At 70.4% G+C, this 24711-nt stretch carries 22 protein-coding genes and 2 tRNA genes; 7 read left to right on the top strand and 17 right to left on the bottom strand.

Translation table 11 applies throughout. The features are described 5' to 3' along the window. The 3 genes from IBL26_RS18435 to IBL26_RS18445 form a co-directional block, all read left to right on the top strand. Positions 1-419: pyridoxal-phosphate dependent enzyme (locus tag IBL26_RS18435; RefSeq protein WP_187785985.1), on the top strand; the 419-nt coding region annotated here is incomplete at its 5' end. 202 nt (positions 420-621) lie between these two features. Continuing rightward, a complete protein-coding gene (locus IBL26_RS18440) occupies positions 622-1428 on the top strand; it encodes a prephenate dehydrogenase/arogenate dehydrogenase family protein (protein ID WP_187785986.1) in 807 nt (268 codons plus the stop codon). A gap of 109 nt (positions 1429-1537) precedes the next feature. Further along, positions 1538-2206, top strand: a complete 669-nt coding sequence (locus IBL26_RS18445) for a MarC family NAAT transporter (protein WP_187785987.1) — start codon at positions 1538-1540, stop codon at positions 2204-2206. 89 nt (positions 2207-2295) lie between these two features. Here the strand turns inward: IBL26_RS18445 and IBL26_RS18450 are convergent. The 7 genes from IBL26_RS18450 to IBL26_RS18480 all read right to left on the bottom strand — a co-directional run bounded on the left by IBL26_RS18450 (position 2296) and on the right by IBL26_RS18480 (position 8244). Then, positions 2296-2372: transfer RNA gene (locus IBL26_RS18450), tRNA-Pro, on the bottom strand. Positions 2373-2492: 120 nt separating this feature from the next. After that, the gene (locus IBL26_RS18455; protein ID WP_187785988.1) at positions 2493-3005 is read right to left on the bottom strand and encodes a MerR family transcriptional regulator; all 513 of its coding nucleotides are present in this window, start codon (positions 3003-3005) and stop codon (positions 2493-2495) included. After that, positions 2998-3306: an integration host factor subunit alpha gene (locus tag IBL26_RS18460; protein WP_187785989.1), complete on the bottom strand. Its 309-nt coding sequence runs from the start codon at positions 3304-3306 to the stop codon at positions 2998-3000. The genes IBL26_RS18455 and IBL26_RS18460 overlap by 8 nt, the downstream gene beginning before the upstream one ends. A 202-nt stretch (positions 3307-3508) precedes the next feature. After that, positions 3509-4816, bottom strand: a complete 1308-nt coding sequence (locus IBL26_RS18465) for an RsmB/NOP family class I SAM-dependent RNA methyltransferase (RefSeq protein WP_187785990.1) — start codon at positions 4814-4816, stop codon at positions 3509-3511. Between the two features lie 6 nt (positions 4817-4822). Continuing rightward, entirely contained in the window at positions 4823-6328 is a 1506-nt protein-coding gene (gene guaB / locus IBL26_RS18470; protein WP_187785991.1) for an IMP dehydrogenase, read from the bottom strand. Between the two features lie 120 nt (positions 6329-6448). Next, the gene (locus tag IBL26_RS18475) at positions 6449-7135 is read right to left on the bottom strand and encodes an RlmE family RNA methyltransferase (RefSeq protein ID WP_187785992.1); all 687 of its coding nucleotides are present in this window, start codon (positions 7133-7135) and stop codon (positions 6449-6451) included. A 14-nt stretch (positions 7136-7149) separates the two neighbouring features. Next, positions 7150-8244: a Ppx/GppA phosphatase family protein gene (locus IBL26_RS18480; RefSeq protein WP_241749541.1), complete on the bottom strand. Its 1095-nt coding sequence runs from the start codon at positions 8242-8244 to the stop codon at positions 7150-7152. Positions 8245-8423: 179 nt separating this feature from the next. Between IBL26_RS18480 and IBL26_RS18485 the strand changes: the two genes are divergently transcribed. Together IBL26_RS18485 and IBL26_RS18490 are read left to right on the top strand one after the other, a co-directional pair. Next, positions 8424-8497, top strand: a tRNA-Gln gene (locus tag IBL26_RS18485). A 224-nt stretch (positions 8498-8721) separates the two neighbouring features. Further along, positions 8722-9021 carry a DUF2934 domain-containing protein gene (locus tag IBL26_RS18490; RefSeq protein WP_187785993.1) on the top strand — a complete coding sequence of 100 codons (300 nt, stop codon included), beginning with the start codon at positions 8722-8724 and terminating at the stop codon, positions 9019-9021. A 114-nt stretch (positions 9022-9135) separates the two neighbouring features. Here IBL26_RS18490 and IBL26_RS18495 read toward each other — a convergent pair whose 3' ends face one another. Continuing rightward, the gene (locus tag IBL26_RS18495; protein ID WP_187785994.1) at positions 9136-9900 is read right to left on the bottom strand and encodes a GntR family transcriptional regulator; all 765 of its coding nucleotides are present in this window, start codon (positions 9898-9900) and stop codon (positions 9136-9138) included. Between the two features lie 231 nt (positions 9901-10131). Between IBL26_RS18495 and IBL26_RS18500 the strand changes: the two genes are divergently transcribed. Continuing rightward, positions 10132-10566, top strand: coding sequence for a type II 3-dehydroquinate dehydratase (locus IBL26_RS18500; protein ID WP_187785995.1), 435 nt, complete (start codon positions 10132-10134; stop codon positions 10564-10566). 52 nt (positions 10567-10618) lie between these two features. After that, on the top strand, positions 10619-11605 hold the full coding sequence (locus IBL26_RS18505) for a Bug family tripartite tricarboxylate transporter substrate binding protein (protein WP_187785996.1): 987 nt from the start codon (positions 10619-10621) through the stop codon (positions 11603-11605). 237 nt (positions 11606-11842) lie between these two features. Here IBL26_RS18505 and IBL26_RS18510 read toward each other — a convergent pair whose 3' ends face one another. From IBL26_RS18510 to IBL26_RS18550, 9 genes are read right to left on the bottom strand one after another with little or no spacing between them, the layout of a single operon-like run. Further along, positions 11843-14650 (bottom strand): DUF6519 domain-containing protein, encoded by a 2808-nt coding sequence (locus tag IBL26_RS18510; protein WP_187785997.1) that lies wholly within the window; start codon positions 14648-14650, stop codon positions 11843-11845. 14 nt (positions 14651-14664) lie between these two features. Then, a complete protein-coding gene (locus IBL26_RS18515; RefSeq protein WP_187785998.1) occupies positions 14665-16791 on the bottom strand; it encodes a hypothetical protein in 2127 nt (708 codons plus the stop codon). After that, positions 16788-19490, bottom strand: a complete 2703-nt coding sequence (locus IBL26_RS18520) for a baseplate J/gp47 family protein (protein WP_187785999.1) — start codon at positions 19488-19490, stop codon at positions 16788-16790. The genes IBL26_RS18515 and IBL26_RS18520 overlap by 4 nt, the downstream gene beginning before the upstream one ends. Next, the gene (locus IBL26_RS18525; RefSeq protein ID WP_187786000.1) at positions 19487-22057 is read right to left on the bottom strand and encodes a putative baseplate assembly protein; all 2571 of its coding nucleotides are present in this window, start codon (positions 22055-22057) and stop codon (positions 19487-19489) included. Before IBL26_RS18525 ends, IBL26_RS18520 begins: the two co-directional genes overlap by 4 nt. After that, complete coding sequence (locus tag IBL26_RS18530) at positions 22054-22416, bottom strand: GPW/gp25 family protein (protein ID WP_187786001.1); 363 nt, start codon at positions 22414-22416, stop codon at positions 22054-22056. Before IBL26_RS18530 ends, IBL26_RS18525 begins: the two co-directional genes overlap by 4 nt. 4 nt (positions 22417-22420) lie before the next feature. Further along, on the bottom strand, positions 22421-22765 hold the full coding sequence (locus IBL26_RS18535; protein WP_187786002.1) for an uS7 family ribosomal protein: 345 nt from the start codon (positions 22763-22765) through the stop codon (positions 22421-22423). After that, positions 22765-23259: a phage baseplate assembly protein V gene (locus IBL26_RS18540; protein ID WP_187786003.1), complete on the bottom strand. Its 495-nt coding sequence runs from the start codon at positions 23257-23259 to the stop codon at positions 22765-22767. The genes IBL26_RS18535 and IBL26_RS18540 overlap by 1 nt, the downstream gene beginning before the upstream one ends. Further along, positions 23256-24398, bottom strand: coding sequence for a hypothetical protein (locus tag IBL26_RS18545; RefSeq protein WP_187786004.1), 1143 nt, complete (start codon positions 24396-24398; stop codon positions 23256-23258). Before IBL26_RS18545 ends, IBL26_RS18540 begins: the two co-directional genes overlap by 4 nt. A 4-nt stretch (positions 24399-24402) precedes the next feature. Next, positions 24403-24696 (bottom strand): hypothetical protein, encoded by a 294-nt coding sequence (locus tag IBL26_RS18550; RefSeq protein ID WP_187786005.1) that lies wholly within the window; start codon positions 24694-24696, stop codon positions 24403-24405. Positions 24697-24711 lie beyond the last annotated feature (15 nt).

Genomic DNA, 24711 nt, shown 5'->3' on the forward strand with positions numbered 1-24711 from the left:
TCGATATCGTCGTCGCCGGCCTCGGCACCGGCGGCACGCTCACCGGCATCGCCCGCGCCCTGAAGCCGCGCCGCGACAGCCTGACCATCGTCGGCGTCGAGCCGGCCGAATCCGCCGTGCTCTCCGGCGACGATCCCGGCCCGCACGAAATCCAAGGCATCGGCGCCGGCTTCAAGCCGAAGGTGCTGGAGATGGAGCGGATCGACCTGCTGCGCCGCGTCACCGAGCGCGAGGCCTACGCCGCGGCCCGCCTCTGCGCCCGCACCGAGGGCCTGCCCATCGGCATCTCCTCCGGCGCCGTCCTGCACACCATGCTCGACCTCGCCACCCAGCCCGAGCACAACGGCAAGCTCATCATCGGCATCGCCGCATCCTTCGCCGAACGATACCTCTCGACGGATCTCTTCCACGGGTTGTGAAAACAGCGCTTGACGCGGGCGGGAAACGGAGGCTCCTCTAGGCGCATGGACACGACCCTGCCCGCACCGCGCGAGTATTACCGCCCGCTCTCATAGCGCGCGGCAGGATCGACCTTTTCGAAACCATGCCGCCGAGAGGCGGCATGTTGTGTTTCAGGGTGCCCCTCTCCCGGCGACCGCCATGCCCGCCCCGAGGAACCCGATGCTCGACCTTGCCACTCCTGACGCCGCCTTCAGGCCCGCCCGCCACGCCCGCCCCCGCCTCTCGTTGGGGCTGGTCGGCTACGGCGCCTTCGGGGCGTTCATCCTGCCCCATCTCTCCCGCTTCTTCGACGTGCAGGTGCATGACCCGGGGCGCGACCCCGGCAGCCTGCCCGGCCGCGCCGCCGACCTGGCGACGGCCGCGGCGCAGACCATCGTCGTGCTGGCGGTGCCGCTGGCGCGAATGCAAGCCGTGGCCAGCGAACTGGCGCCGCTGCTGCAGCCGGGCACACTGGTGGTCGATGTCTGCTCGTTGAAGATGCGGCCGCTGGAGATCCTGGCCGCGACCCTGCCGGCGCATGTGGAGATCCTCGGCACCCACCCGCTGTTTGGGCCGCAGAGCGGCCGGCTGGGCATCGCCGGGCTGCGGATGGCGCTGTGCCCGGTGCGCGGCCGCAACGCCCGGCTGGCCGCCCGCTTCCTGCGCCGTGCCTTCGGGCTGGAGGTGTTCGTGACGACGGCAGAGGCGCATGACCGCCAGATGGCTTACGTGCAGGGGCTGACGCATATCGTCTCCCGCATCGTCGTCGGTATGGACGTGCCGGCGCTGGACCTGCGCACCACCACCTTCGAGCACCTGACACGGATGGTGGATACGGTGCGGCACGATTCCGAGGAGCTGTTCCGCACCATCGCGCGCGACAACCCCTTCGCCGGCGAGGTGCGGGACCGCTTCGCCGCCGCCACGGCGCAGGTGCTGGACGGATTGGAAGGCGACCGCCGCCAGGTGGCCCGGACAGAGACGTGAATCACGCGATCGGCAGGAGCGTGTCCGCCAAGATCCGCGGCGGACACGCTCTGCGCATGGGCTGACACGGTGCTTGCCGTAGCAGGGGAATTGCTAGACAGACGGAGGCATGTCCGAACTGATGTCGATCCTCCACTACATCTTCGTCGTGGTGCTCGGCATCCTGCCCATCATGAACCCGCTGAGCACCGTGCCGCTGGTCATCGCCCTGACCGGCGGAATGACGGCGGCGGAGCGGACGCGGCAGATCCGTCTGGCGGTGCTGTATGCAGCCTGCGTGCTGATCAGCTTCCTGCTGGCGGGGCAGTTGATCATCGCCGCCTTCGGCATTTCGCTGGCCGGTATCCGGGTGGCGGGCGGGCTGATCATCCTGGCGCTGGGCATGCGGATGTTGTTCACCGGCCAGGACGAAAGCGGCCCGACGGCCGACAACGTGGCGGCGGCCGAGCATCCCGGCCAGCCCGACATCGCCTTCACGCCACTGGCGATGCCCAGCCTCAGCGGCCCCGGCTCGATCGCCGCGGTGCTCAGCTACAGTTCACAGATCCCGGCGGACCGGCCGATCATCGGCCACTTCGTCATTATCTGCGGCATCCTGATCACGCTGGGTATCGCCTGGCTGGTGCTCTCCTCCTCCTTCCGCATCGCCCGCATGTTGGGGCGCAGCGGCGTGGGGGCGCTGACCAAGATCATGGGCTTCCTGCTGACCTGCATCGCCGTGCAGTTCATCGCCTCCGGCATCCATGAATTCATCCAGGGATGGAGCCTGGGCGGCTGAGACGAGGATGCTGAAACGGGGCGAGCGGCGGGCAACAAAAAACCCCTGGGACGGGGGTCCGCCAGGGGCTGTATGCCGGCTTCAGTCGATGGTCGGAATGGCGGGATTCGAACCCACGACCCCTTGTCCCCCAGACAAGTGCGCTACCAGGCTGCGCCACATTCCGATGAGCGGGGGCATAGCACCGGCTCGGTGATGCCTCAAGCCCCTCGCAAGCAATGACGTCGCGTTGGGGCAAATTCTGTCCCGCCGAAGCCGGTGGCGAGGACCGCCAGCCGAGGCCCGGTCAGCGGCCGCCGTGCTGGGCCGCGAGGGCGCGTAGCTCGCTGGCCAGGGCTTCCAGCTCGCCGAGGGCCTGGCGCAGCGCCAGTTGCGCCGGCTCGGCCGGTGGCAGTTCCGGGACGGCGGCGGTCTCGGCCTCCGCCACGGCTTCGGGATGCTCGGCGGCGTCGGGGCCGTCGCGCAGCAGGCGCTGCACGCCCTTGATGGTGTAGCCCTGGGTGTAGAGCAGATCGCCAATCCGGCGCAGCAGCGCGATATCCTCGGGCCGGTAGTAGCGGCGGCCGCCGCCGCGCTTCAGCGGCTTCAGCTGGGGGAACTTGGTCTCCCAGAAGCGCAGCACGTGCTGCGGGATGTTCAGGTCTTCCGCGACCTCGCTGATGGTTCGGAACGCCGTGGGCGCCTTGCGCGGGCGGCCGGATGCATCCTGCCCCGGGCCTTCCGAGCCAGGGCCCTCAGGCCCACCGGTCTCATGCGGCTCGAAATCATCGCCCATCGGGGGCAGGTCATCGTCACTCATCGGTGGCCGGCACCGCTTCGCCGTTCAGCCGGGCCTTGAGGACCTGGCTGGGGCGGAAGGACAGAACGCGGCGGGGCATGATCGGCACCTCCACCCCGGTCTTCGGGTTGCGCCCAACGCGCAGACCCTTCTGCCGCACCGTGAAGGTGCCGAAGGCGGAAATCTTCACGGCTCGCCCGCTTTCCAGCGCGGCTGAAACCCGCTCCAGCACATCTTCCAGCAGCTCGGCGCTTTCGTTGCGGGAAAGGCCGACCTGGGCGTAGATCGCCTCGGCCAGTTGCGCGCGCGTAATGGTGTTCATGACCGGACGCGGCCCATGCCAGAAATCCCTCGCAACCCACTCTACTGCAAAGAAAACCGGCATCGCCCTCTGGCGTCAACCGCGCGACGGCGTCCGAACCGCCCAGTCGGGCCCGCAGGTGCGAAGAGTCGGTTAACGTGACAAATGCGCCACAGCTGTGGCGCCCCTATCACGCTTTCCGGAGCGTCGGGCGAGAAGAGTCTCAGCTTTGGCGCTGAAGCACCGCGGCGAAGAAGCCGTCCGTACCGTGGCGGTGCGGCGAGAGTTGCATCCAGGGACCATCGACCGGCGGCACCGGCGTCTCGGTCGCCTCCCCCCAGGCCTGGGCGAAGGGCACGGCGCTGAACGCGGGGTGGCGGGCCAGGAAGCCCTCCACCTGGGCCACGTTCTCCTCCGGCAGGATGGAGCAGGTGGCGTAGATCAGCCGCCCGCCCTTGGCGACCAGCCCGGCCGTCGTGTCCAGGATCTCGTGCTGCTTGGCGGCCAGTTCCTCGACATCGCGGGGCGTGGTGCGCAGCCGTGCATCGGGGTTGCGGCGCCAGGTGCCGGTGCCGGTACAGGGTGCGTCGACCAGCACGCGGTCGAACTGCCCGGCGCGGCGCTTTACCCAGCGGTCGCCAGGTTCCAGCAGATGGCGCTCGGCATTGTCGACGCCGGCGCGGCGCAGGCGCTTCACCGCGCCTTCCAGCCGCGTGGCGGAAACGTCGCAGGCGACGATGCGGCCCTTGTTGGCCATGGTCGCGGCGACGGCGAGCGTCTTGCCAGCCGCCCCGGCACAGTAATCGGCCACGCGCATGCCGGGCTTTGCGCCCGTCACCAGCGCGATGAGCTGGCTGCCCTCGTCCTGGATCTCCACCAGCCCGTCCGCGAAGGCCTTGGTGGCCAGGATGGGGCGGCGGTCGGCGATGCGCAGCCCCCAGGGGGACCACGGGGTAGGCTCGGTCAGCACACCCTCCTCCGCCAGGGCGGCGGCGGCGGCCTCACGCGTCGTGCGCAGCAGATTGACGCGCAGGTCCAGCGGAGCGGAGACGTCCATCGCCTCGGCCTCGGCCGGCAGGTCGTCGCCGAAGCGGGCGCGGAAGGAGGGCAGCGCCCAGTCCGGCAGGTTCAGCCGGATGGCTTCCGGCATCTCCGGCATGGCCAGCTTGCGGCTGGCCATGGTGGCCACCGCCTGGTGCTCGCCTGGGTCCATCGGCGGCGGGTTGAAGCGCCCGCCGGCGAAAAGCTGGTCGACGCCCTGCGGCGTCCAGCGGTCCACCAGCACCAGATGCGCCATCACCAGCTGCCGGGCGCGGCCGGGCAGGCCCACCTGCTCCAGGTGCCAGGTCAGGCGCAGGCGCTGGCGCAGCACGCCCCAGGCCCGCTCCGCCACCGCGCGCCGGTCGCCGCTGCCGATATAGCGGCGGCCACGGAAGAAATCATTGGCCGTGGCATCGGCCGGGCGGCGTGGCGTGGCATCGATATCCGCCACCAGAGCGATGGCGGCAGCGACGCGGGCGGATGGGGTCAAGGTGCTTCAGCCTTCCTGGCGGTAGTTCGGCGCTTCCCGCGTGATGGCGACGTCATGCACGTGGGATTCGCGCAGGCCGGCGCCGGTAATGCGGCGGAAGGTGCAGTTCTGCTGCATGTCGGGGATGGTGGCGTTGCCGGTGTAGCCCATGGCCGACTTCAGCCCGCCCACCATCTGGTGAATGACGTTGCCGACCGGGCCCTTGTAGCCGACGCGGCCTTCGATGCCCTCGGGCACCAGCTTCAGCTGGTCCTGCACCTCGGCCTGGAAGTAGCGGTCGGCCGAGCCGCGCGCCATGGCGCCGATGGAGCCCATGCCGCGATACGCCTTGTACGAACGGCCCTGGTAGAGGAACACCTCGCCCGGCGCTTCATCGGTACCGGCGAACATGCTGCCCATCATGGCGCAGTCGGCGCCGGCCGCGATGGCCTTGGCCAGGTCGCCGGAAGAGCGGATGCCGCCATCGGCGATGGCGGGCACGCCCTTCTCATGCGCCGCGGCGGAGCATTCCATCACCGCGGTCAGCTGCGGCACGCCGACGCCCGCGACGATGCGGGTGGTGCAGATGGAGCCCGGGCCGATGCCGATCTTCACCGCATCCGCACCGGCATCGGCCAGGGCGCGCACGGCGTCCGGCGTCGCCACGTTGCCGGCGATGACCTGCACGGTGTTGGACATGCGCTTCACGCGCTCGATCACCTTCAGCACGCCGGCGGAGTGGCCGTGGGCGGTATCGACCACCACGACATCGACCTCGGCCTCGATCAGCAGCTCGGCACGGCGGATGCCGTCCTCGCCAGTGCCGGTGGCGGCGGCGGCGCGCAGGCGGCCCATCACGTCCTTGGCGGCGTTCGGGTTGGCCTGGGCCTTGTCCATGTCCTTGACGGTGATCAGGCCGATGCAGCGATACTGGTCGTCCACCACCAGCAGCTTCTCGATGCGGTGCTTGTGCAGCAGCTCGCGCGCCTTGGTGGGCGTGACGTCGCCGGTGACGGTGATCAGGTTCTCCCGCGTCATCAGCTCATAGACGCGGATGCCGGGGTCGGTCGCGAAGCGCACGTCGCGATAGGTGAGAATGCCGACGAGGCGGTTGCTCTCCCGCTCCACCACCGGAATGCCGCTGATGTGGAAGGAGGCCATCAGGGCCTGCGCCTCGGCCAGGGTCTGGTCGGGGTGGATGGTGACGGGGTTCACCACCATGCCGCTCTCGAACTTCTTCACCTGGCGGACCTGCGCGGCCTGCTGCTCGGGCGTGAGGTTCTTGTGGATGACGGCGATGCCGCCGGCCTGCGCCATGGCGATGGCCATGTTGCCTTCGGACACCGTGTCCATCGCGGCGGCCACCAGCGGGATGTTCAGGGAGATCTCGCGCGTCAGGCGCGTGCGCACATCGGCCTGGGCCGGAAGCACGGTGGAGTAAGCGGGCACCAGCAACACGTCGTCGAAGGCATAAGCCTCGGCGATCAACTTGCGCTGGGGCGCGGTTTCAATCGGGAGAGAGTCGAGTGCCATGGCCGGGACCTTTCGCAGAAACGGCGGGTGCGTTCCGCTGCCTTGGCGGTGCGTCCTACCCCCGATTCCCCCCGCGCTGCAAGCGTCACGAACGTGACGCTTGCGCGTGGCTCGTCTGCGTCAGCCGCGGAAGCCCTCGCCCCGGAAGCCCTGGGCGACCACGTACATCTCCGCGCTGCCCTTGCGGCTGGCGGGCGGCTTGGCGTGCTTCACGCTGGCGAAGTCCCGCTTCATCATGTTCAGCAGGTCCTTCTCCGTGCCGCCCTGGAAGGCCTTGGCGACGAAGGCACCGCCCGGCGTCAGCACCTTGGCCGCGAAATGCAGCGCCAGCTCGATCAACCCCAGAATCCGCAAATGGTCCGTGGCGTTGTGGCCGGTGGTGTTGGGCGCCATGTCGGACAACACCAGGTCGGCCGGGCCGTCCATCGCCGCCAGCACCGCCTGTTCCACCGCATCCTCCTGGAAGTCGCCTTCCAGCAGGATGGCGCCGGGGATGACGTCCATCGGCAGCAAATCCAGCGCAACCACCCTGCCGGCATCGCCCACGCGCTGCACCGCCACCTGGGTCCAGCCCCCGGGGGCGGCGCCGAGGTCCACAACCCGCTGGCCGGGGTGGAACAGCTTGTACTTCTCGTCCAGCTCCAGAATCTTGAACGCGGCGCGGGACCGCCAGCCTGCGGCCTTGGCGGCGCGGACATAGGGGTCGTTCAACTGCCGCTCCAGCCACTTCTGGCTGGCGGTGGTACGGCCCTTGGCGGTGCGCAGGCGGGTGGACAGGCCACGCCCGCCCTCAGTCGGCGGCTTCACTTAACAGCAATCCTTCAGGATAACGGCGCCGCGGCGTGCCGGGCGGTAAACGGCGGGCGCCGGGGTGCGGCGCCTTCTTCCCGCATCATACGCTGCAGCATGCCTTCCCGCAGCCCCCGGTCCGCGACCGTGACGCAGGAGGAGGGCCAGACCCGCCGGATGGCGGCATAGATGGCGCAGCCGGGCAGGACGAAATCCGCCCGTTCCGGCCCGACGCAGGGGTGGGAGCGCAGGCCGTCCCGCCCCAGGGCGAACAGGTCGCGCAGCGCCTGGTCCGCCGCCTCGCAATCCAGCACCTTGCCGTCGATCAGCGGGCGGGAGTAGCGAGGCAAGGCCAGGGCGACGCCGGCCAGGGTGGTCACGGTGCCGCTGGTGCCCATCAGCCGCACGCCGCCGGCGCGCATTTCCTGGCCGATGCAATGCACGCGGTCGAACCGCGCCAGAGCCTCCGCCACCTCGTCCACCACCGTGTCGAAGCCCTTGGGGGTGTAGCAGCAGAGATTGGCGCGCTCGGCCAGAGTGACCACGCCCAGCGGCAGCGAGACATAGCCGATCAGCGAGGCCGTGCCGCCTTCCCGCCGGATCCAGGCGATCTCGGTACTGCCGCCGCCGATGTCGAACAGCAGGGCCCGCCGGTCACCCGCCCGCAACAGCGGCGTGCAGGATTCCATCGCCAGCTCCGCCTCCTCCCGCGCCGGGATGATGCGAAGCGGCAGGCCGGTGATATCCCGCGCATGCTGGATGAAGGCGGCGCCGTTACCGGCCTGGCGGCAGGCCTCGGTGGCCACGGCCAGGATGCGACGCAGCGGCCGGCGCAGCATCTTCTGCGCGCAGGCCTGCAGCGCGGTGATGGCGCGGCCCATCGCGTCCTCGGACAGGCAGCCGGTCGCGGCCAGCCCCTCGCCCAGCCGGACGACGCGGCTGTAGCTGTCGACCACCTTCATCGCGCCGGAGGCTGTGGGGGTGCCGACCAGGAGGCGGCAATTATTCGTCCCGAGGTCGATCGCCGCATAGGCGCCCTGATGCCCGGCCCACTGCCCCGAAGCGGTGGGGCCAGAAGCGGAGGGAAATGCGGGACGGGCGCGGGGCGGGACAATGGGGTCTGACATGGCATTCTGGTTCGGCGGCGCATGGGGCACAGGTGAAGAGGTGCCCGGACTGCGCCGACACGGAGGATGATCCGGCCTGAGGGTGGCCGGGGCAAGCTATTTCGTGCCTGAAGACAAAATGGTGTCACGGACGGGCTTGCACCACCCCCAAGGCGATGCTATCTGCCCGCCCACGCCGTTGGGGAATAGTTTAACGGTAGAACTCCCGACTCTGACTCGGGCAGTCTTGGTTCGAATCCAGGTTCCCCAGCCACCTCGCGTAGAAGCCCACTACAATCTGAGAGCATTCTCTTCCAGCCTCTGCTTCCAGGCTGCGAATGGCTTCGACCGTCGACTTTCCATTGACTGAACACAACTTGGCCTTGTCGCCAGCGCTTGCCAGCGAGCCGCCTTGGCATAACGCGCTGCCTGCGATCCTCGGAAAACGGATCGTTTCGTGCCGCGTTGTACTGCCGGTGCCCAAACAGGGAGGCGTCGATGCAAGACGAACAGCAGGACCGCATCCGGGACCGTGCCCACGCCATCTGGGAACGGGAAGGACGACCGGAGGGTCGGCATACGGATCATTGGCTGCAGGCAGAGCAGGAAGGGTCGGCCGAAGGTGTTGAGCCGGTCGCCAGTGCGCCCGAGAGTCCGGGCGACGATGCCGCCCCGGGGACACCGGGCACGGGCGAGGATGTCTGCCCGACATGCCAGGGCTCCGGCCGCATCGAAGGCAAGGCCTGCGAGAATTGCGGTGGGACCGGGATCGTCATCAAGGGCGTCGCGGGCGGTTGAAGTGTTTCCCGGCAGTCGACCCGCTGTTAACGGGTGCCCCTGACATCCAGCCGTAGCCGTGCCTGCCCGAACCGCGCGTGGCCGCCGCCGGCCGCACTGCGTTGGAGGCGCCGGCTAACCGACCTTACGTTTTGACGGCTGGCTCTTCGCAGGCGCCGTATCAGCGCGCGGGCGGCCTCGGCGGCCCGGCTTGGATTGTGGTTCGGCGGTGCCGCCGGCGAAGCGGTCCAGCCCACCCGTCTGCAGCACCTGGACCACACAGCCATCCACATGCTCGGCCAGTACCGAACGTGCCGTGGCGATATCTCGCGCCAGAGCGGCGTCCAGCAGCTTGCGATGCTCGGCGGCCGCGACCTCGCCGCGGAATATGACCGCCACCATCTGGTAGCGCAGGTAGCGGTCATAGATGGCCGCATGGGCCTGCAGCAGGGCGCGCGATCCGCAGGCAGCGACCAGGGCGTGGTGGAACTCATAGTCGTAGCGCTTCCAGCGCTCGGCCTCGGCCGTCTCGCCCGCCAGCAGGATGCGCTCCAGCGCCGCCAGCTTGTGATGGGCGGCGACGACCCCGCTTTCCCATTCTAGCCCGCCAGCGGCGAAGGATTGCTCCAGCGCATGGGTCTCCAGCAGCAGGCGCAACGCCGCGACTTCCCGCAGGTCAGCGGCGGAAACGGGCGAGACCTCGAAGCCACGCTGGCCCTCTGCCCGGACCAGATCCTCGGATGACAGCCGGCTCAGCAGTTCCCGCAGGGTGCTGATGCTGGCGCCGTAGGTCTCCCGCATCCAGTCCAGCGCCAGGCGCTGCCCGGGCGCCAGGCGGCCGAAGACGATGTCGGCCCGGATACGGCGATAGGCGGTCTCGCCGATGGAGAGTTCGTCCAAGCCCAAAGCCTCCGCTGCTGCGCACCCAGGATGCACCAGGACGGCGCAAGCTCAAAGCTCGCCTAGAATATCCTTCAAAACCTATTTCATCCTATGAATTACGAATCATAGGTTGAAAAGACACTCGCCGCGCGGCAACCTGCCGCCAACGGGCCGAAGAGGCCTGGCAAGGAGGATGACGGTGCGACAGGCAGACAGCGCCCTACAGGGCAGCCGGCGGGAGAACGGGCCTTGAGCCGGGTCATCCACGTACTGAACGGTCCCAACCTGAACCGGCTGGGGCGGCGGGAGCCGGAGATCTACGGCCACACCACGCTGGCGGAGGTGGAGGCGATGTGCCGCGAGGCCGCCGGAGCCGACGAGCTGGTGTTCCGCCAGACCAACTACGAAGGCCAGATGGTGGAGTGGATCCACGAGGCGATCGACGCGCCGGCTGATGGGCTGGTCATCAACCCCGCCGGGCTGACCTTCACCTCCATCCCGGTGCTGGACGCGCTGAAGATGTTCCCGCGCCCGTTCATCGAGCTGCATATCAGCAACATCCATCGGCGGGACGCGATCTATCACCGCTCGCTGGTCTCCACCGCCGCCACCGCCGTGATCGCCGGGCTGGGCGCGCGGGGCTACGGCACCGCCATCCGCGCCTTGCAGGACCTGATGGGCTGAACCGCAGCAGCGGCAGCACGCGACGACAACGATAACAACAGGAAACCTCTCCATGATCGAAGGCACACGCCTCACCCGCCGCGCGCTGCTGGGCAGCACCGTGGCGCTGGCCGCCACGCCCGCTCTGGCGCAGCAGGCGCCCTACCCCAACCGGCCGGTGACGATCATCGTGCCCTTCGCGCCCGGTGGTTCCACCGATTTCGTCGCGCGGCTGCTGGCGCAGTACCTGGGCGCCTCGCTCGGCGGCTCCTTCGTGGTGGAGAACCGCGCGGGTGGCGGCGGTACCGTCGGCCATGGCACGCTGGCGCGGGCGCGGCCGGATGGCTACACGCTGGACGTCGCCCCCACCGGCACCTTCGCCGTGGCGCCGTTCCTGTTCAGCCCCCTGCCCTACGACAACGCGCGCGCCTTCGCGCCGATCAGCCTGCTGGCAAGCAATGCCATGTTCATCTGCGTGCATCCTTCCAGCGGCATCAACACCTATGCGGAACTGGTGGCGGCGGCGAAGGCCCAGCCAGGCAAGCTGTCCTACGCCTCCCCCGGCTCCGGCACCGTCGGGCAACTGGCGCCGGAGCTGATGCTGGACATGGCCGGCATCGACATCTTGCACGTCTCCTACCGCGGTGGCGGCCCGGCGCTGCAGGCGCTGCTGACCAAGGAGGCGACGATGGGCTTCGTCGATACCGTGACGGCGATCCCCTACATCCAGTCAGGCGAGCTGCGGGCGCTGGCGGTAACCGGCCGGGCGCGAGACCCGAAGGCACCGAATGTGCCGACCCTCGCCGAAAGCGGCCTAGCCGGCTACCACGCCACCAACGATTTCGGCTTCTTCGCCCCGGCCGGCACGCCGGAGGCCATTCTCACACGGCTCTCCACCGCCGCGCGCGAAGTGCTGAACAATCCGGAGGTAAAGGCCAAGCTGGACGCCGCCTCGATCGACGTCATCGGCGGCAGCGCCGAGGCCTTCCCGCCCTACCTGGCCGAGGAAGGCCGCCGCTGGGGCGACCTGATCCGCCGCCGCAACATCAAGGCGGAGTGAGCCTGGAATCGAAAGACGCCCGCGGCCTTCCGGCGGCGGGCGTCTTCGGCATTGGGGCACAAGGTGCACGACGCGGGATTCGAACCCTTCGACAACTTTGCAGAAGACCTTAAACGTGCCAGCTGAATGCGGACTCGTTACCGAAACAACGCTCTAAGCCGACCCGACCATGGGAACACATCGCGCAGGCCAAGACTGCTCCCGCGCCACCCCGGCTTGCAAGAACCATCGCGCGCTTCAGGCATAATTATCCGCCAGGCCACGCACCAGCGCGCGCAGATTATCCGGCTCGACCGTCACGACGGTCGAGGCCGAAACCGCCAGGTTATCCGTGACGATCCATTGCGGCCGGGCGAAGGCGGCGCCAAGCGGACGCAGCGCCACACCCACCGTCGCGCCGCTGATATGGTTCTGCCGCACCACAAGCCGCCGCTCCACCACCCCGTGCAGCACGATGGCCTCGATGCGCCGGTCGCCGCTCCGCGCATCGCGCAGGACGGTGATGCGGTTGTTCTCCACCTGCATGCTGCGGCAATTGCCGATGAAGATGCCGTGCCGCTCGCCCAGCGTGGTGGCGCCCAGCCGCAGCTCGACCACATTGTCCTCGATCCGCAGCCAGTCGGTGGAGAACACCATCCGCCCCGGCAGGTCCCGCCGGCTGAGGCCGACATGCACGCCTTGCACCGCGCCGAGGATGCTGTTGCCGGTGATCCGCACCTCCGCCGCGCGGTCCCCGCCAACGACGATGCCTTGCGCCATGGCCGTACCTTCCTCGGTGGCGATGCGGCCGAGCAGCACGGCGAAGCGCCCCTCCACCGCGTCGCCCTTCTGCACGATCCGCGCCGCCGCGCGCTTCAGGAAGGCGGCCAGTTCCAGCGCCGTGCGGACGGGGGGGTTTTCCCGTGTCACCAGTTGCTGCCACGCATTGTTGCCGGGGGGCACGAAGATCAGCGAAGCGTCGGTGCGGAAGCGCACGGTCTGGCCGTTGTGGCTGACCAGGGCGTTGGTGTCGGGCACCGTGGCCGCGGTGCCAAGATTGCGCAGCAGCACGCGGCGCAACCGGCCGGCGTAATGCGGGTCCCGCTTTGCATCCGGCGGCGTGGCGGCGGCCTGGGCCAGCAGCAGGTTGTCCTCCACCGTCAGCCGGCCGACGCCGATGGCCAGCAGCCCCACCTGGCCCCGCGCCACCTCCAGCCGGCAGCCACGGATGCGCGCGGTGCTGCCGGGTGCCACCTTGCCCGTATGGCGAATGGTGATGCAGCTGGAGGCGCGCAGCGGCCCCGCCGCGTTGCGCAGATGCACGCCCTCCAGCGACACGTCCGCGCAGTCGATGGCCGTCAGCGCGCCATTCAGCGCCGGCAGGCCCGGCGTGTCGTGGCCCGCCACGCCGGCTACCAGCGCGCAGTCCTTCAGCGCCAGGCTGGCGCAGCCCGTCGCCAGCACAGCGATCTCCGCCCCCGCCGCCATCAGCCGCGTACCGGGGCCACCGCCTTGCAGCAGCACATGCCCCAGCCCTTCCAGCCGCAACGGCTCCGTCAGCGCATAATCGCCGACGCGGAAGCACAGCCGGGCATGCGCGCCCGCCGGCAGCGTGGCCACCAAAGCCTGCAGGTCGTCGCCCGGGCCGAACAGCAAGGTGCAGTCGGTGCCGTTGCGGGCGCACAGCATGTCCAGTGCCTGCTGCACCGTGGCGGCGCCGCCCAGGGCACAGACCGTGTCGTCGAAGCCGATATCGGCGGCTTCCAGCGCCGTCAGCGCTGGGAAGCGCGGGCGGCAATCGCCCACCAGGGCGAAGCGGCCGGTGCTGGCATCGAAATCCATCAGCGCCAGCGGGCAGGTGCGGTCCGGCGCGTTCTGGGGGCGCAGGAAGGCCGGGTTGCCGGTGCCGTCGCGCGGCCATTCCACCACCCCGGTCTCGACGCTGATGGCGGTGCGCGCCGGCACCACCCACCATTCCCCGGCCTGGTAGCTGCCGGCGGCGAAGTTGGCCTCCACCCCCTGCTCCAACGGCACCGTCGCGCCGCTCATCGGGATGCCCTGGTCCCCTGCCGATGTGCCCATCTGGTCCCAGCGGCGTAGGATGACGGGCCAGGTGCCATCCACCGCCGGCACCGGCGTGGCGGCGGCGATGGTGATGGCGCGGGTCGCCGGGTCCACCGCCTCGATCAGCAGCAGGCGGCCGCGCCGCTCCCACATCTCCATGCGGCGATCGATCAACTCCACCCACTGGCCGGGGTGGAAGCCCAACACCTCGTCCCGCCCCAGATCGGCCGCCATCAGCACCTGGCCGGAGCGGCTGACCGTCGTCACCACCACGCCGTTGTCGCGGGACCATTTGAAGGTCGCCGGCACCGCGCCGTCGCGGTCGCCGGAGCGATGTATCTCGACACGGTAGAGCTGGTTCTCCAACGCGCGGTAGGAAGCGGTGGGTGGCAGCAGGCACGGCCCCGCCTGCCCCACCGCGCCGGTGGAGATGGCAAGCCGCCCGGTGGTGGCGCTGCCGGCGGGGCGCCAGGCAGCGTCGAAGGCGGCGGGCAGCGCGGCGGCCGCCACCGCTTCCAGCCGCACCTGCCAGATGCGGCGCAGCCGCGTGGCGGTATCCGGGCCGCCCAGCGCGGTCTCGCGGATGGCGGGGTCTTCCGCCGCCGTCACGTGCCAGTCGAAGCCCAGCAGGTAGGCCAGGTAGCGCCCGGTCGCCGCCGGCATGGCGAAGCCGGAGAGGCCGCTGGCGGCAGGCCACAGATACGGCTGCCGGGTCAGTGCCGCCTCCGCCTCATTGGCCAGCAGGCCGCCATCGATGTGGAAGCGGCCGGCGCCGATCGTCAGGTCCCGCGCATCGGCGGTCAGGCCGATGGCAAAGCCGCCGCCTTGCTTCGGCGCCCCGGCGGGGCCGATGACATCGCGGGCGGTGGCCTCCCGCAAATGGCGGTCGATGGCGCCTTGCTCATTCCAATCGGCGTCCAGCTGCACGCGGCCCTGCTGCATCAGCACCGCCACGTCGTGCCGCTTGGGGCCGAAGGTGAAGCGGGTGAAATCGCCCTTCATGGGTGGTCCTCCGGTCAGCGCGGCGCGGTGTGGAAGATCCCGGCCTCCAGGCCGAGGGGCAGGCTTTCTTCCAGGCGGAAAAGCAGCGCGGCTTCGCGCGCAGCCTCCTGGGCATCGTGGAAGGCACCCATCTCGCCCTCGTCATCCGCACCGCGGCGGATGCGCTGGTCGCATTCGGGGGAGAGGCGGGCATAGTCCGGCGCCGGGTAGCGCAGGGACGAGAAACGTGGCGGGACCTCCTCCGCCGCCACGCAGGCATAGCGGCGCGGCAGGACGGAGCCGGGCGCCACCAGCGAATGACGGACGATGCCCTGCTGCATCTGGCTGGACTTCGCAGTGCCCAGCAGGATGCAGTTGGAACACAGGCCCATCAGCCGCGTATGCACCGTGCCGATGATGGTGGTGTTGAACATCCACAGCGGCGCGCCAGCCGATGCGCCATCCGGCGCGGCGATGGCGGCATTGCCGGCGGCATTGGCATCCACCACGCAGTCGCGGATGCGCAGCCGCGCTTCCTCCGTGGCGCGGATGCCGCCGAGAATGCAGGATTCGATCTCGACCCGCACATTCTCCGCCTCGATGATCAGGCTGGCCGCACCGGGGGTGCGGGGGTCGCCGCGCCGGTCCAGGCCACCACCGGGTACCAGCGTGCAGTGGCGCAGCCGCAGCACCTGCAGGCCGTTGAGCACGCCGCCCACCAGGGCAGGCACCACCAGCGGCGCGCCATCCAGCCGCAGCCCGTTCAGCGTCAGCTCCGCGCCGTCGCCGCCGGTCAGCAGGATGGGCGCGGTGGCCACCAGGGTCGGGAAAGCGCTATCCGCCGCGCGGATTTCCAGCCGCCGCTGTGCCGCCACATGAATGGCGGGCGGTACGGCGGCGCCGGTGGCGCGGTCGTCGCCCACCCATTCCAGCACGCCTTCCCCGGCGAAGTCGGGGTCGGCCAGGGCGGCGCCGAGGCTGGGTGCGTCGGCGGGGATACGCAACGGTGCCGCCTCCGCCTCCAATGTCGCCGCGCGGGCATAGGGGCCACCGCCGATGCGGCCGTTGCCGCCGGTGAGGCAGGAGACGCGGATGACGATGTCGCTGCCCTGGTCAGCGGCGAAGGCCAGCCGGCCCAGCTCCGGGTCGAGGGCGATGCCGGTGGCGGGCATGTTGGCCCAGGGGCTGGTGGCCGGGTCCGGCCCGGTATCCGCCAGGCAGCACGCCTGCACCTCCGCCAGCGGCACCGGCACCTCGCCCCGCAGCACCAAAAGGCTGTCGCCGTAGTGGCGCGCCAGTTCCGCCGCCAGTAGCCGCCGGCCGAGCGGCGCGGGCACGTTCTCTGGCCCCGCCAGGCTGCGGAGGTCCCGCTCCGTCGCCGGCGCGGCCCAGAGCGGGGTGTCAATGCCCAGCGGGCTGAACAGGAAGCGCCGTGCATCCACGCGCACCGCGGGGGCATGGCGCATCGGCAAGGCCACGCTGCGCCACAGGAAGATGCCGAGATGGCCGATATTGTAGCGGCCGCGCCGGCTGCCGATGCGGCGGACTTCCGCGCTGCGGGCCGAGTGGTCGAAGGCCCCACCGCGAAAGTCATGGGCGCCGGTGGTAAGCCGGGCGGTGCCGATGCCGGGCCGCAGGTGGTTCAGCTGCTGCGTCACCGCCAGCCGGCGGAAATATTCGACCGCCGAGGCATCCAGCCCGGTCAGGTCCCGCGCCGTCTGCTCCAGCATCGCGGCAGTGCCCTTGCGGCGGCGCGCGGCGATGGTGTTGGCCACTTCGGCACGCGGGGCCGCCAGCGCGCCGCCGGTCCGCACGGCGCGGTAGCCGACGAGGTCGCCGATATAGGGCACCACCCACGGGGCGCAGGTCTCGATGAAGCTGTCCTCGTAGAGCTGGTCGAGATCCGCCTCGATCGCCTGGGCCTGCTCGGCCACCAGGGTCAGCAGCGCCTTCAGCGGGCCGGTGCGGGCCTTGGCATCCAGCCGCGTGTGGCGCAGCGCCTCCTCGCCGGCCAGCCCAGTGGTCTCGGCCCGTTCCTGCAGCGCGGCCAGCTCCGCCGCCTCGGCGGGGGAGAGCAGCGGCGCATTGCGGGCGGCCTCCGCATCGCGCAGGCGGTGGACGGCCGGCAGCAGCGCATAGAGGCTTTCTATGTCGAAGCTCATGGCAGCACTCCGAAGGCGATGGGGCGGGGGTCGATCGTCAGCAACTCAGCCGGGGCGGGTGTGGTCTGCCCGGCGCGCGGCAGGGCGGCCGGCAGGGCTTGTTCCAGGGTCTCCGGCTGATCGGACCGGAACAGGGCGTCCAGGTCCATCGCCAGCACGCCCGGCACGCCATGCACCACCGCCATGAGCTCAGAGGCCGTGACGCCCTGGCCGAAGGCCCGCCGGCTGAAGCCGAATGCCTGGCGCAGCGACGCTTCCACCGCCGCCAGCAGCGGTTCCGGCGCCAGGTCCGCATCCAGTTTCAGCTTGGCGGCCAGACGGAAGAAGACCGGCGTGAAGGAATGCAGCATCACCGGCACCAGCGGGTCCCCCGCCTCCCGCAAAGCCGCCAGCAGGTTGGTGGCGACGGGCCCGGTGGATTCCACCGGCCGTCCCTCCTCCCCCGCCACGGTCAGCACGATGGCGCGCTCCCGCCCCGTCCAACTCCAACTCGCCAGCGCCTTGCTGATGCCGGTGAAGGCGCGGGCGAAATCCTCGTAATCCTGCACGGAGACGACCCGGCCCAGCGTCAGCACCCGCAGCGGCGCAGAGGCACGGATGGAATCGGCGCCCTCGGGCTCCGCCGCGTCCATGGCCGCCACCGGGTTGGTCACGCCGCGGACGCCGAGCGGGCGGGTGGCCAGCAGGGTCAGCCGATCCTCCCCCACCAGCCCGGCGGCGCCGATGCCCTGACGCAGCCGGGCGGTGACGTTATCCGCCCCGGTCGGCAGCCGCGCGCCGGAGATGCCGTCGCCGAAGCCGATGGTGGTGCGGCCATCCTCCTCTCGCCGCAGGGTGTAGACTCGGTCCTGCGCACCGAGCCCGAACAGGCTTTCCGCCTGCCGCCACAGCACGCCGCCGATGCGCACCTCCAGCGCCGCCTCCGCCCCTGCGGCGATGCGGGCCGGAACATAGGTCAGCGGCCCCTGGCGCAGGGTGAAGCGCTGGAAGGGCTGGGTGGCATCGCCGCCGCCCAGCACCTCCAGCTTCGTCTCGCCATGGGTGGCGCGGGCGATATTGCCGTTCACCCGCACGCTGTCCCGGATGTAGCGGTTGCGCAGCGCCGTCTCGAACCGCAATTCCGTGCGGCCTTCCTGGAACAGCACCTCGCTGAGGATGACGACCTCCGCATCGTCCACCCCTTCCAGGTCCTCCCGCCGGCCGGAGATGGCGACGGGCCGCCCGGCGGCGAGGCCGAGATACGGGGCGTCCAGCACCAGGGTTTCGCCCGCCACCACCTCCGTCACCGGCAACGGCGCCAGCTCCAGCGCCTGGCTTTCGGCATGCACCGTCGTTTCCCGCCGGGTGAAGCCGTCCAGCCCGTCGCGCGTATTCAGCCGCAGGCGGCTGACCTTGGCGGAGAGGGTGAAGCCGGTGCGCGTCACCTCCGCATTGTCCTCCACGCCATAGGCGCGTTGCGCGGTGGGGCTTTCCAGCACCACCCAGCCGCCGGCGACGATTTCGGGGTGCGTGCCGTCCAGATGCACTTCGTTGCCGCCCGTGTCGTCGGACAGCCGGTTGGCGGTGGCCGCATCCCAGGAGCTGGGATAGGGCGGGGCGGAATAGGCGGTGACGCCAGTGCTGGTGGTGTAGGCCTCGCCCTTCCGCTGGGTGGCGGGCAGCTTGTCCCACAACGGCGCGTTGTGGCCGAACACGGCGGCGCGCTTGCGGAAGCGGAACAGCCCCTTCCCCGCCGGCACGTCCCGCCGCGCCGCCAGCACAGTGAGGGTGCGGATCAGCGGCCGCACCGACCAGCGTTGCACCCTGGCGAAAGCGGAAAGATCCGCCTGGCGCCAGGAGCCGGAGAGCACGTTGGCGGTGACGCTGGCGGTGGTCAGCCGCGACGCCTGAAGCACGAAGGGCGCCCGTGCCAGCACCAGCCGCAGCAGCGGCGGCGGGTCCGGCGGGTCCTCTGCCACATCCAGCCGGGTGGTGCCGGCCCTGGCATCCACCTGCACGGCGCGGATGCGGCGGACGGCGCGGTCCGCCGCCGCCGTACCCGCCACCACCAGCAGGGTATCGCCCGGACGGAGGGAAGGATCGGCGCCCTTCACCGTGTAGGTCTTCAGCGCGGCGGAAGGGTCCGGGTGCGGCTGCCACAGCACCGGGCGCATGGCGTTCCATTCCGGCCGGGCGTCGATGGCCTCCACCGTCTCGAAGGTCTGCGGCAGTTCGCCCGGGCCAGGCATGCTCTGCACCTTCAGCCCCGCCTCCAGCCGCAACTGGTCCGGCGTGCCCACCGCATCCTCCAGCGTAAAGGCCAGGTGGGTGGAGGCGGCAAGGCCCGGCGCCGGCTCATACCCCGTCAGCCGGCCGAGCCAGGTCAGCGAACGGCGCTCCGTCGCGGTGCGCAGATAAGCTTCGTTGGCGATCCGCTCCTGGTGGAAGGTCAGCACGTCGGCGACGGCGGCCCAGGCGTCCAGCAGCAGGATGGCGGCATCGCGGTCGTCCCGCGTCGTCAGCGGGCGCAGGGCGGGCAGGTCGGCGCGGGAAAGGCCGGCGAGCAGCGCCGCCTTGAAGCCCGCCTGGTCGCCGATGCGGTAGCTGATCGCCGACAGGCCGGGGCGGTTCCACACCGCCGCCGGCGCATCCAGGCCAGTGCCCTCGCAACAGCCGCAGCCATCCAGGTCCCGCAAGGTGGGCTCGCGTGCGCCGCTCATCGCCCGCCCTCCAGCGTCAGGGCCAGGGAGCCGTGCTCGGGGAAGTTCGGGTCGTTATCCAGCCGCGCGATCTCGAGGCGGGAGAAGGTGAGCTTGCCGTCCTCCGCGCCCTTCGGCCCCGGCTGGTCCCGCCGCTGGAACAGGGTAACGCGGACGCTCTCCACCCCCTCCACCGCCTGTACGGCAGCGACGATGGGGCTGAGATAGACCGTCTGCCCGAAGCTCAGCCGGTCCGGGTGGAACACGCCGAGGCGGCCGTCCGGCCCTGCCCGCGTGCCCAGCACCTCCAGCACCGCGCGGCGGATATCGGCGCGGAAATGCGTGGGTTGCACACGGATGCTAAGCCCAAGTTCCAGCGCCACCAGGCGTGGCCGGTCGATCTCCACATCATGCCCGGCCAGCCTGAAGGGTTCCAGGAAGCCGACCAACGCCGCCTCGAACCCATCATCCACCGGGGCGCCGCCGGCACGGTCCACGCTGATGAAATGCGTGCGCCAACTGCCGGTCCAGCGCAGGGAGGAAGCGGCGCGCTGCACGGCGGGGTGCAGCCCGGCCCTGGCGGCATAGTCGGCCGGCGTCACCGCACGGTCCTGCACCCGGAAGGCGAAGGGGGCGCGGCGGCGCACTTCCTCCTTCGTCTCCGGGTTCGCGCCGCCGCTGGCGGGCAACGGGTTGCTGACGCGCAGCAGCAGTGTTTCCGCCAGCACGGTGCCATCGGCGCTGGCGAGATGCGCCAGGCAATCGGCACCGATATTGCCACGACGCCCGCCGCCGACGCGGTAGCGCGCGGCGAAGCGTGCGCCGACGGGCGGTGCGTCGCCATGCTCGCCATCGCCGAAGCGCAGGCGGGCGGCGCCGTCATCCTCCGTTTCCACCACGAAATCCGGGCGGTCGCCGCTGGAGAGCAGGTCCCGCTGCGATACCCAGCGCAGGATGCCACCGGCCTTGTCACGGCTTTCCAGCCGCAGCACCGCCGGCACCGCGTCCTCCGGCTTCGGCGCCAGGGCGGCGGCGGCGGAAGCGGGGGGCGCTGCGGCATCCCACGGCACCGCATGCAACAGGGGCGCTTCCCGCAGTCGCGGGCGGAAGCGCAGGGGGAATGGCTCCCGCTCCACCCCACCGCAGCCGTCCAGCGTATCCCAGCTGGAGACGGAGGATGCCGCCGGCACCACGGCCGCGCGGCGGGACAGCGCCGGGCGCGGCACGGTGCCAAGATCTTCCTCCCCCGGCAGGGTGCGCCCGTGGTCCGCCAGCACCAGGTTGCCGCGGGCGATGCTGACGCCATCGACGAAGGCGCCGCCGAAGGCCGCATCGGTCTCGGCCGAGAGGCAGAGCGGGAAGCGCAGCGCGTCCTCCGCCGCCCATTCGATCTCGGTCACCGCCACGGCACCATCGGCGGGCGGGTCCTCGAAGCGGCGGCCGATGGGGTCCAGCGCCGCTTCCACCCGCGTCAGCCGCACCACCTGGCGGTGCGCCGGGTCGGCATCGTCGGCATCGCCGGTGCGCGGGCCTCGCACTTCCTCGAACAGCAGCCAGTCGCCGGCAGCCAGCGCGGCGGTGACGTCGCCCCGCAACGTCGCCTTCACCGCGCCGCGTGGCAGGCAGCAGCGGCGGTCGCCCCAGGCGTGCAGCGGAATGGTGTTCAGCATCGGGTCCAGCCGCGCGGGGCCTAGCGTCTCGAACACCTCGGCCCCGAGGGAGAGTGCGCGGCGATACGCATCGGCCTCGGCGCGGAAGCGCTCTGGCAGGCCGGGGGCCGCGGTCAGCAGCTTGGTGCCGACCGGCAAGGCCAGCGTACCGCCCTCGATGGCGACATGGGCGAATAGCCGGGCGGCGCAGCCATCATGCATGCGGTAATCCACCAGCCGCGCATGCCGGCGGACGGAGACGCGGCGCCGCGCCGTATCCAGATACGCTTCCGCCGCCACCGCATCCTGCCGGTAGGCGAGATGGTCCCCGACAGAAGCGAACAATTCCAGCAGCGTGATGCCGAGGTCGGCGGCGTTGCGCTCGGTCCATTCGGGGGACAGGGTGGCGGCGCGGTCCAGCAGCATCTGCCGCAGCGCGCGGAAATCCCGCGCCGTGTAGTCCAGTGCCGGAGAGGCTGGGCGCGGCGGCGCGCAGGCAGCGGTGCTGGCATCGAAGCCGCTGTCGCACGCCACCTTGAAGGAGAAATCCACCGCCCGCAGGATTGGGTCGATCGTTGCCAGCCGCCCGGCCTGGGCCGTGTCCTCCACCAGCCGCAGCGTGTAGATGGAGAAATCCCCCGCCGCCTCCACCTGCACCACCAGCACCGGGCGGGTGGAGAAGCTTCGGGGGTCGATGGCAATGATGGCGTTGCTGACACGGATATCACGGATACGCTCGCCACCCTCGATCCGCACATTCGCCGGGCCGAGCACCAGGCCGGATGGGTCGTTGATGAAATGCACGAACAGCGTGCGCTGGCGGTCCGGCAACGGGTCGGCGGGGTCGTCCCGCACTTCCAGGAAGTCCAGCCCATTGATGCCGGGCAGCCCGGCGATGGCGTTGCGGCGGCGTTCGTCGCAGCAGATGTAGCGGGTCATGTGACTGCCTCCCGCTCGAAGCGTTCGATGCGGCGTTCGCCGGTACGGGGCACGGCGTAGCGGACCAGCACGGTCAGCCGCCCCTCGCCCGCTTCCACCGCCACGTCCTCCACCTGGATACGGTCGCCCAGCCAGCGTTGCAGCGCGCCCTGCACCAGGAATTGCGCGGCGGTGGCCAGTTCGTCGCCAGATGGGGCGAAGACCAGCTGCATCAGGCCGGAGCCGAAATCGGGGCGGTTCACCCGCTCGCCCGGATAGGTGAACAGCACCTGCTCGATCAGCTGGCGCAGATGCGCCTCGCCATCCGCCTCCGCGGTCCTGCCACGCCCGTTGAAGCCGAAGGGAAAGCGGATCTCCATGGCGCTACATCCCCCGCACGCGCGTCTGCGTCATCGAGACGGTGGGCGGGCCCTGGGGAATGCCCTCCGCACTTTGGCAAAGCCCGCTGCTGGTCTGCAACAACACCGGCGTGCCGTTGACCCGCACCCGCGCGGCGCCGACCAGCCAGCGCACTGTCATGCAGGGCTGTGGCTTGGTGCCGGCGCCCACCGGCACCTGGAAGGCACAGCCGGCCACCGTGGTCGGGTCGCTCAGCACCGCCACCGGCTGGCCCATCGCCTTCACTCGTGGCGCCGCCACCGTGATCGAGGCCTGGCCGCCATGCGGGCAGGCGATTCCGGCGCCGACATGCAACAGGAAGCCTGGCATCACGTCACCTCCAGCGCGCCGTTGTTGATGGTCACCTTCGGCCCCATCAGCGTGATGGTGGCCCCGGCGCCGTTGGTCACTTCCATCTGCACGGGGTTCATCACCACCTTCATCCCGGACGCCGTCTGCAGCGTCACGATGGCGGCGTTGGGCGCCTTGGGTGGCTCCATGATCGTCAGGGTGAAGGCTTCGGTCTTCAGCACCTTGAATTCCGGCGTCGGCGGGAAGGCGGCGGCCTCCCCCACCCCCCAGAAGCAACCGGCCCAGATCGGCCGCTCGGTACTGCCGGCCTCGAACTCCACCCAGACATTGGCGCCGACCGGTGGCAGCAGGAACAGGCCGACGCCCGGCCCGGCATAGGGCACGCAGGGCATGGCCCAGGCCATCTGCCCATCGCCGAACACGGAAGGCACGATGACCTGGATGCGCCCCATCAGCTTCGGGTCCATATTGTTGGCGACGGTGCCGCGATACTTGCCGAAATACGGGCTCATGGCCGCACTACCGGGGTCAGGGCGCCATCGCCTTCCCGCGTCAGCGTGAAGTTCTGCTTGTAGCCGCCGCGGCTGATGGCGTGGGAGACGTTCTTCACATAGTACAGCCCGTCATGCGTGAAGCCGGCGCCGCGTAGTCCGACCAGCCCGCGCGGCTTCAGCAACCCGCCATAGCGCAGCGCATCCAGCGACCCGGTCGCCGTCACCACAGCATCCAGCGACTTGTCGGTGATGGCCTGGGCGCGGGCATAGGCCTGGGTGATCTTCAACCCGCTGCTATCCGGCAGCAGGCTGCGCTTTACGTTTGGCAGGTTGAAGGGCAGCGCTGGCATCGGCGCCAGCGGCGGCCGCGTGCCCATGAAGGTGACGACCGGCAGCTTCACGTTCAGGTCGGCATCCTGCACGCTATCCATCACCATGGTCGGCGCCAGCGCGTTGTACTGGAAGCTGATGGTCTCGACATTGGTTTGCGGCCCCATGTTCACCGACAGCGCCGGTTGCGGGATGCCCAGCCGCTTTGGCGGGCCCCAATAGGCGGTGTTCATCAGCGGCAGCGGCCCGGGCTCGATGAAGAAGGCGTAGCCGTGCTTCGCGGCCATGGCCTTCAGATATTCCAGGTCGGTATCCTGCTGCGCCGGCACACGGTCGATCGGCACGGGCACGTCCACCACTGGCGGCGGCCGCACATCCGGCACCAGCCCGTACAGTGCGTAGGAGGCGATGATCTTCAGTGCGATCAGCGTCTCGTCCTGCGCCGGGTGCTCGGCGCGCTTCTGCTCCAGGTCCATCATCACGCTGACATCCTCGCCCGTCAGGGTCAGCGTCGCGGCGCCCGGCTCGCTGCCAGGGGCCACCTGGCGGGTGGTGACGATGCCGTCCATCAGCACATGCGGCACCAGGTTGAAGTGGGCGATCAGCACCACGCGACTGAACGGCCGCAGCAACGGGCTGAGCAAAGGCGGATAATCGACGATATCGGTGGGGCCGCCGCGCCCCATCTCGAACACCAGCTGGAAGCCGCTGCGGCCTTCATCGGCATGCGTCACCTGCACGCTCTTCAGCGCCTCGGCGATGCCGGGCGGCGCCGGCACCGGCACGGCGGGGCCGATCAGCAGGGTGAGGTGAATGCCCAGCAGCATGGCGCTAGCGCCCCGGCAGCGGCACGCGCAGCCGCCGCCCGGGCTCGGCCACCAGCTCGGCCGAGTCCATGGCGTCGTTCGCGTCGCACAGGCGCCAGAAGGCCAGCGGGTCCCCCAGTGCGCGCTGCGCCAAGTTGTCCACCCGCTCGCCCGGCAGCACCGCCACCTCGGCCATCACCGCCATCGCGGCGCCCTGCGGCGCGATGCGGCGGCGCGTATAGGCCACCACCTCGCCCGAAGGCAGGCGCAGCTGCGCCACCTCGTCCATCGCGTAACGGCTGGTGGGGTCCGTGCTCATGCCGGCATTCCTCCT

The sequence above is a fragment of the Teichococcus aerophilus genome (genome assembly GCF_014490485.1).
Lineage (GTDB): Bacteria > Pseudomonadota > Alphaproteobacteria > Acetobacterales > Acetobacteraceae > Pseudoroseomonas > Pseudoroseomonas aerophila.

Excerpts from the sequence above, each read along its gene's own strand:
- IBL26_RS18440 (WP_187785986.1), top strand. The coding sequence starts at position 622 with ATGCTCGACCTTGCCACTCCTGACGCCGCCTTCAGGCCCGCCCGCCAC.
- IBL26_RS18445 (WP_187785987.1), top strand. The coding sequence starts at position 1,538 with ATGTCCGAACTGATGTCGATCCTCCACTACATCTTCGTCGTGGTGCTC.
- IBL26_RS18455 (WP_187785988.1), bottom strand. The coding sequence starts at position 3,005 with ATGAGTGACGATGACCTGCCCCCGATGGGCGATGATTTCGAGCCGCAT.
- IBL26_RS18460 (WP_187785989.1), bottom strand. The coding sequence starts at position 3,306 with ATGAACACCATTACGCGCGCGCAACTGGCCGAGGCGATCTACGCCCAG.
- guaB (WP_187785991.1), bottom strand. The coding sequence starts at position 6,328 with ATGGCACTCGACTCTCTCCCGATTGAAACCGCGCCCCAGCGCAAGTTG.
- IBL26_RS18480 (WP_241749541.1), bottom strand. The coding sequence starts at position 8,244 with ATGTCAGACCCCATTGTCCCGCCCCGCGCCCGTCCCGCATTTCCCTCC.
- IBL26_RS18490 (WP_187785993.1), top strand. The coding sequence starts at position 8,722 with ATGCAAGACGAACAGCAGGACCGCATCCGGGACCGTGCCCACGCCATC.
- IBL26_RS18505 (WP_187785996.1), top strand. The coding sequence starts at position 10,619 with ATGATCGAAGGCACACGCCTCACCCGCCGCGCGCTGCTGGGCAGCACC.
- IBL26_RS18510 (WP_187785997.1), bottom strand. The coding sequence starts at position 14,650 with ATGAAGGGCGATTTCACCCGCTTCACCTTCGGCCCCAAGCGGCACGAC.
- IBL26_RS18515 (WP_187785998.1), bottom strand. The coding sequence starts at position 16,791 with ATGAGCTTCGACATAGAAAGCCTCTATGCGCTGCTGCCGGCCGTCCAC.
- IBL26_RS18520 (WP_187785999.1), bottom strand. The coding sequence starts at position 19,490 with ATGAGCGGCGCACGCGAGCCCACCTTGCGGGACCTGGATGGCTGCGGC.
- IBL26_RS18525 (WP_187786000.1), bottom strand. The coding sequence starts at position 22,057 with ATGACCCGCTACATCTGCTGCGACGAACGCCGCCGCAACGCCATCGCC.
- IBL26_RS18530 (WP_187786001.1), bottom strand. The coding sequence starts at position 22,416 with ATGGAGATCCGCTTTCCCTTCGGCTTCAACGGGCGTGGCAGGACCGCG.
- IBL26_RS18535 (WP_187786002.1), bottom strand. The coding sequence starts at position 22,765 with ATGCCAGGCTTCCTGTTGCATGTCGGCGCCGGAATCGCCTGCCCGCAT.
- IBL26_RS18540 (WP_187786003.1), bottom strand. The coding sequence starts at position 23,259 with ATGAGCCCGTATTTCGGCAAGTATCGCGGCACCGTCGCCAACAATATG.
- IBL26_RS18545 (WP_187786004.1), bottom strand. The coding sequence starts at position 24,398 with ATGCTGCTGGGCATTCACCTCACCCTGCTGATCGGCCCCGCCGTGCCG.
- IBL26_RS18550 (WP_187786005.1), bottom strand. The coding sequence starts at position 24,696 with ATGAGCACGGACCCCACCAGCCGTTACGCGATGGACGAGGTGGCGCAG.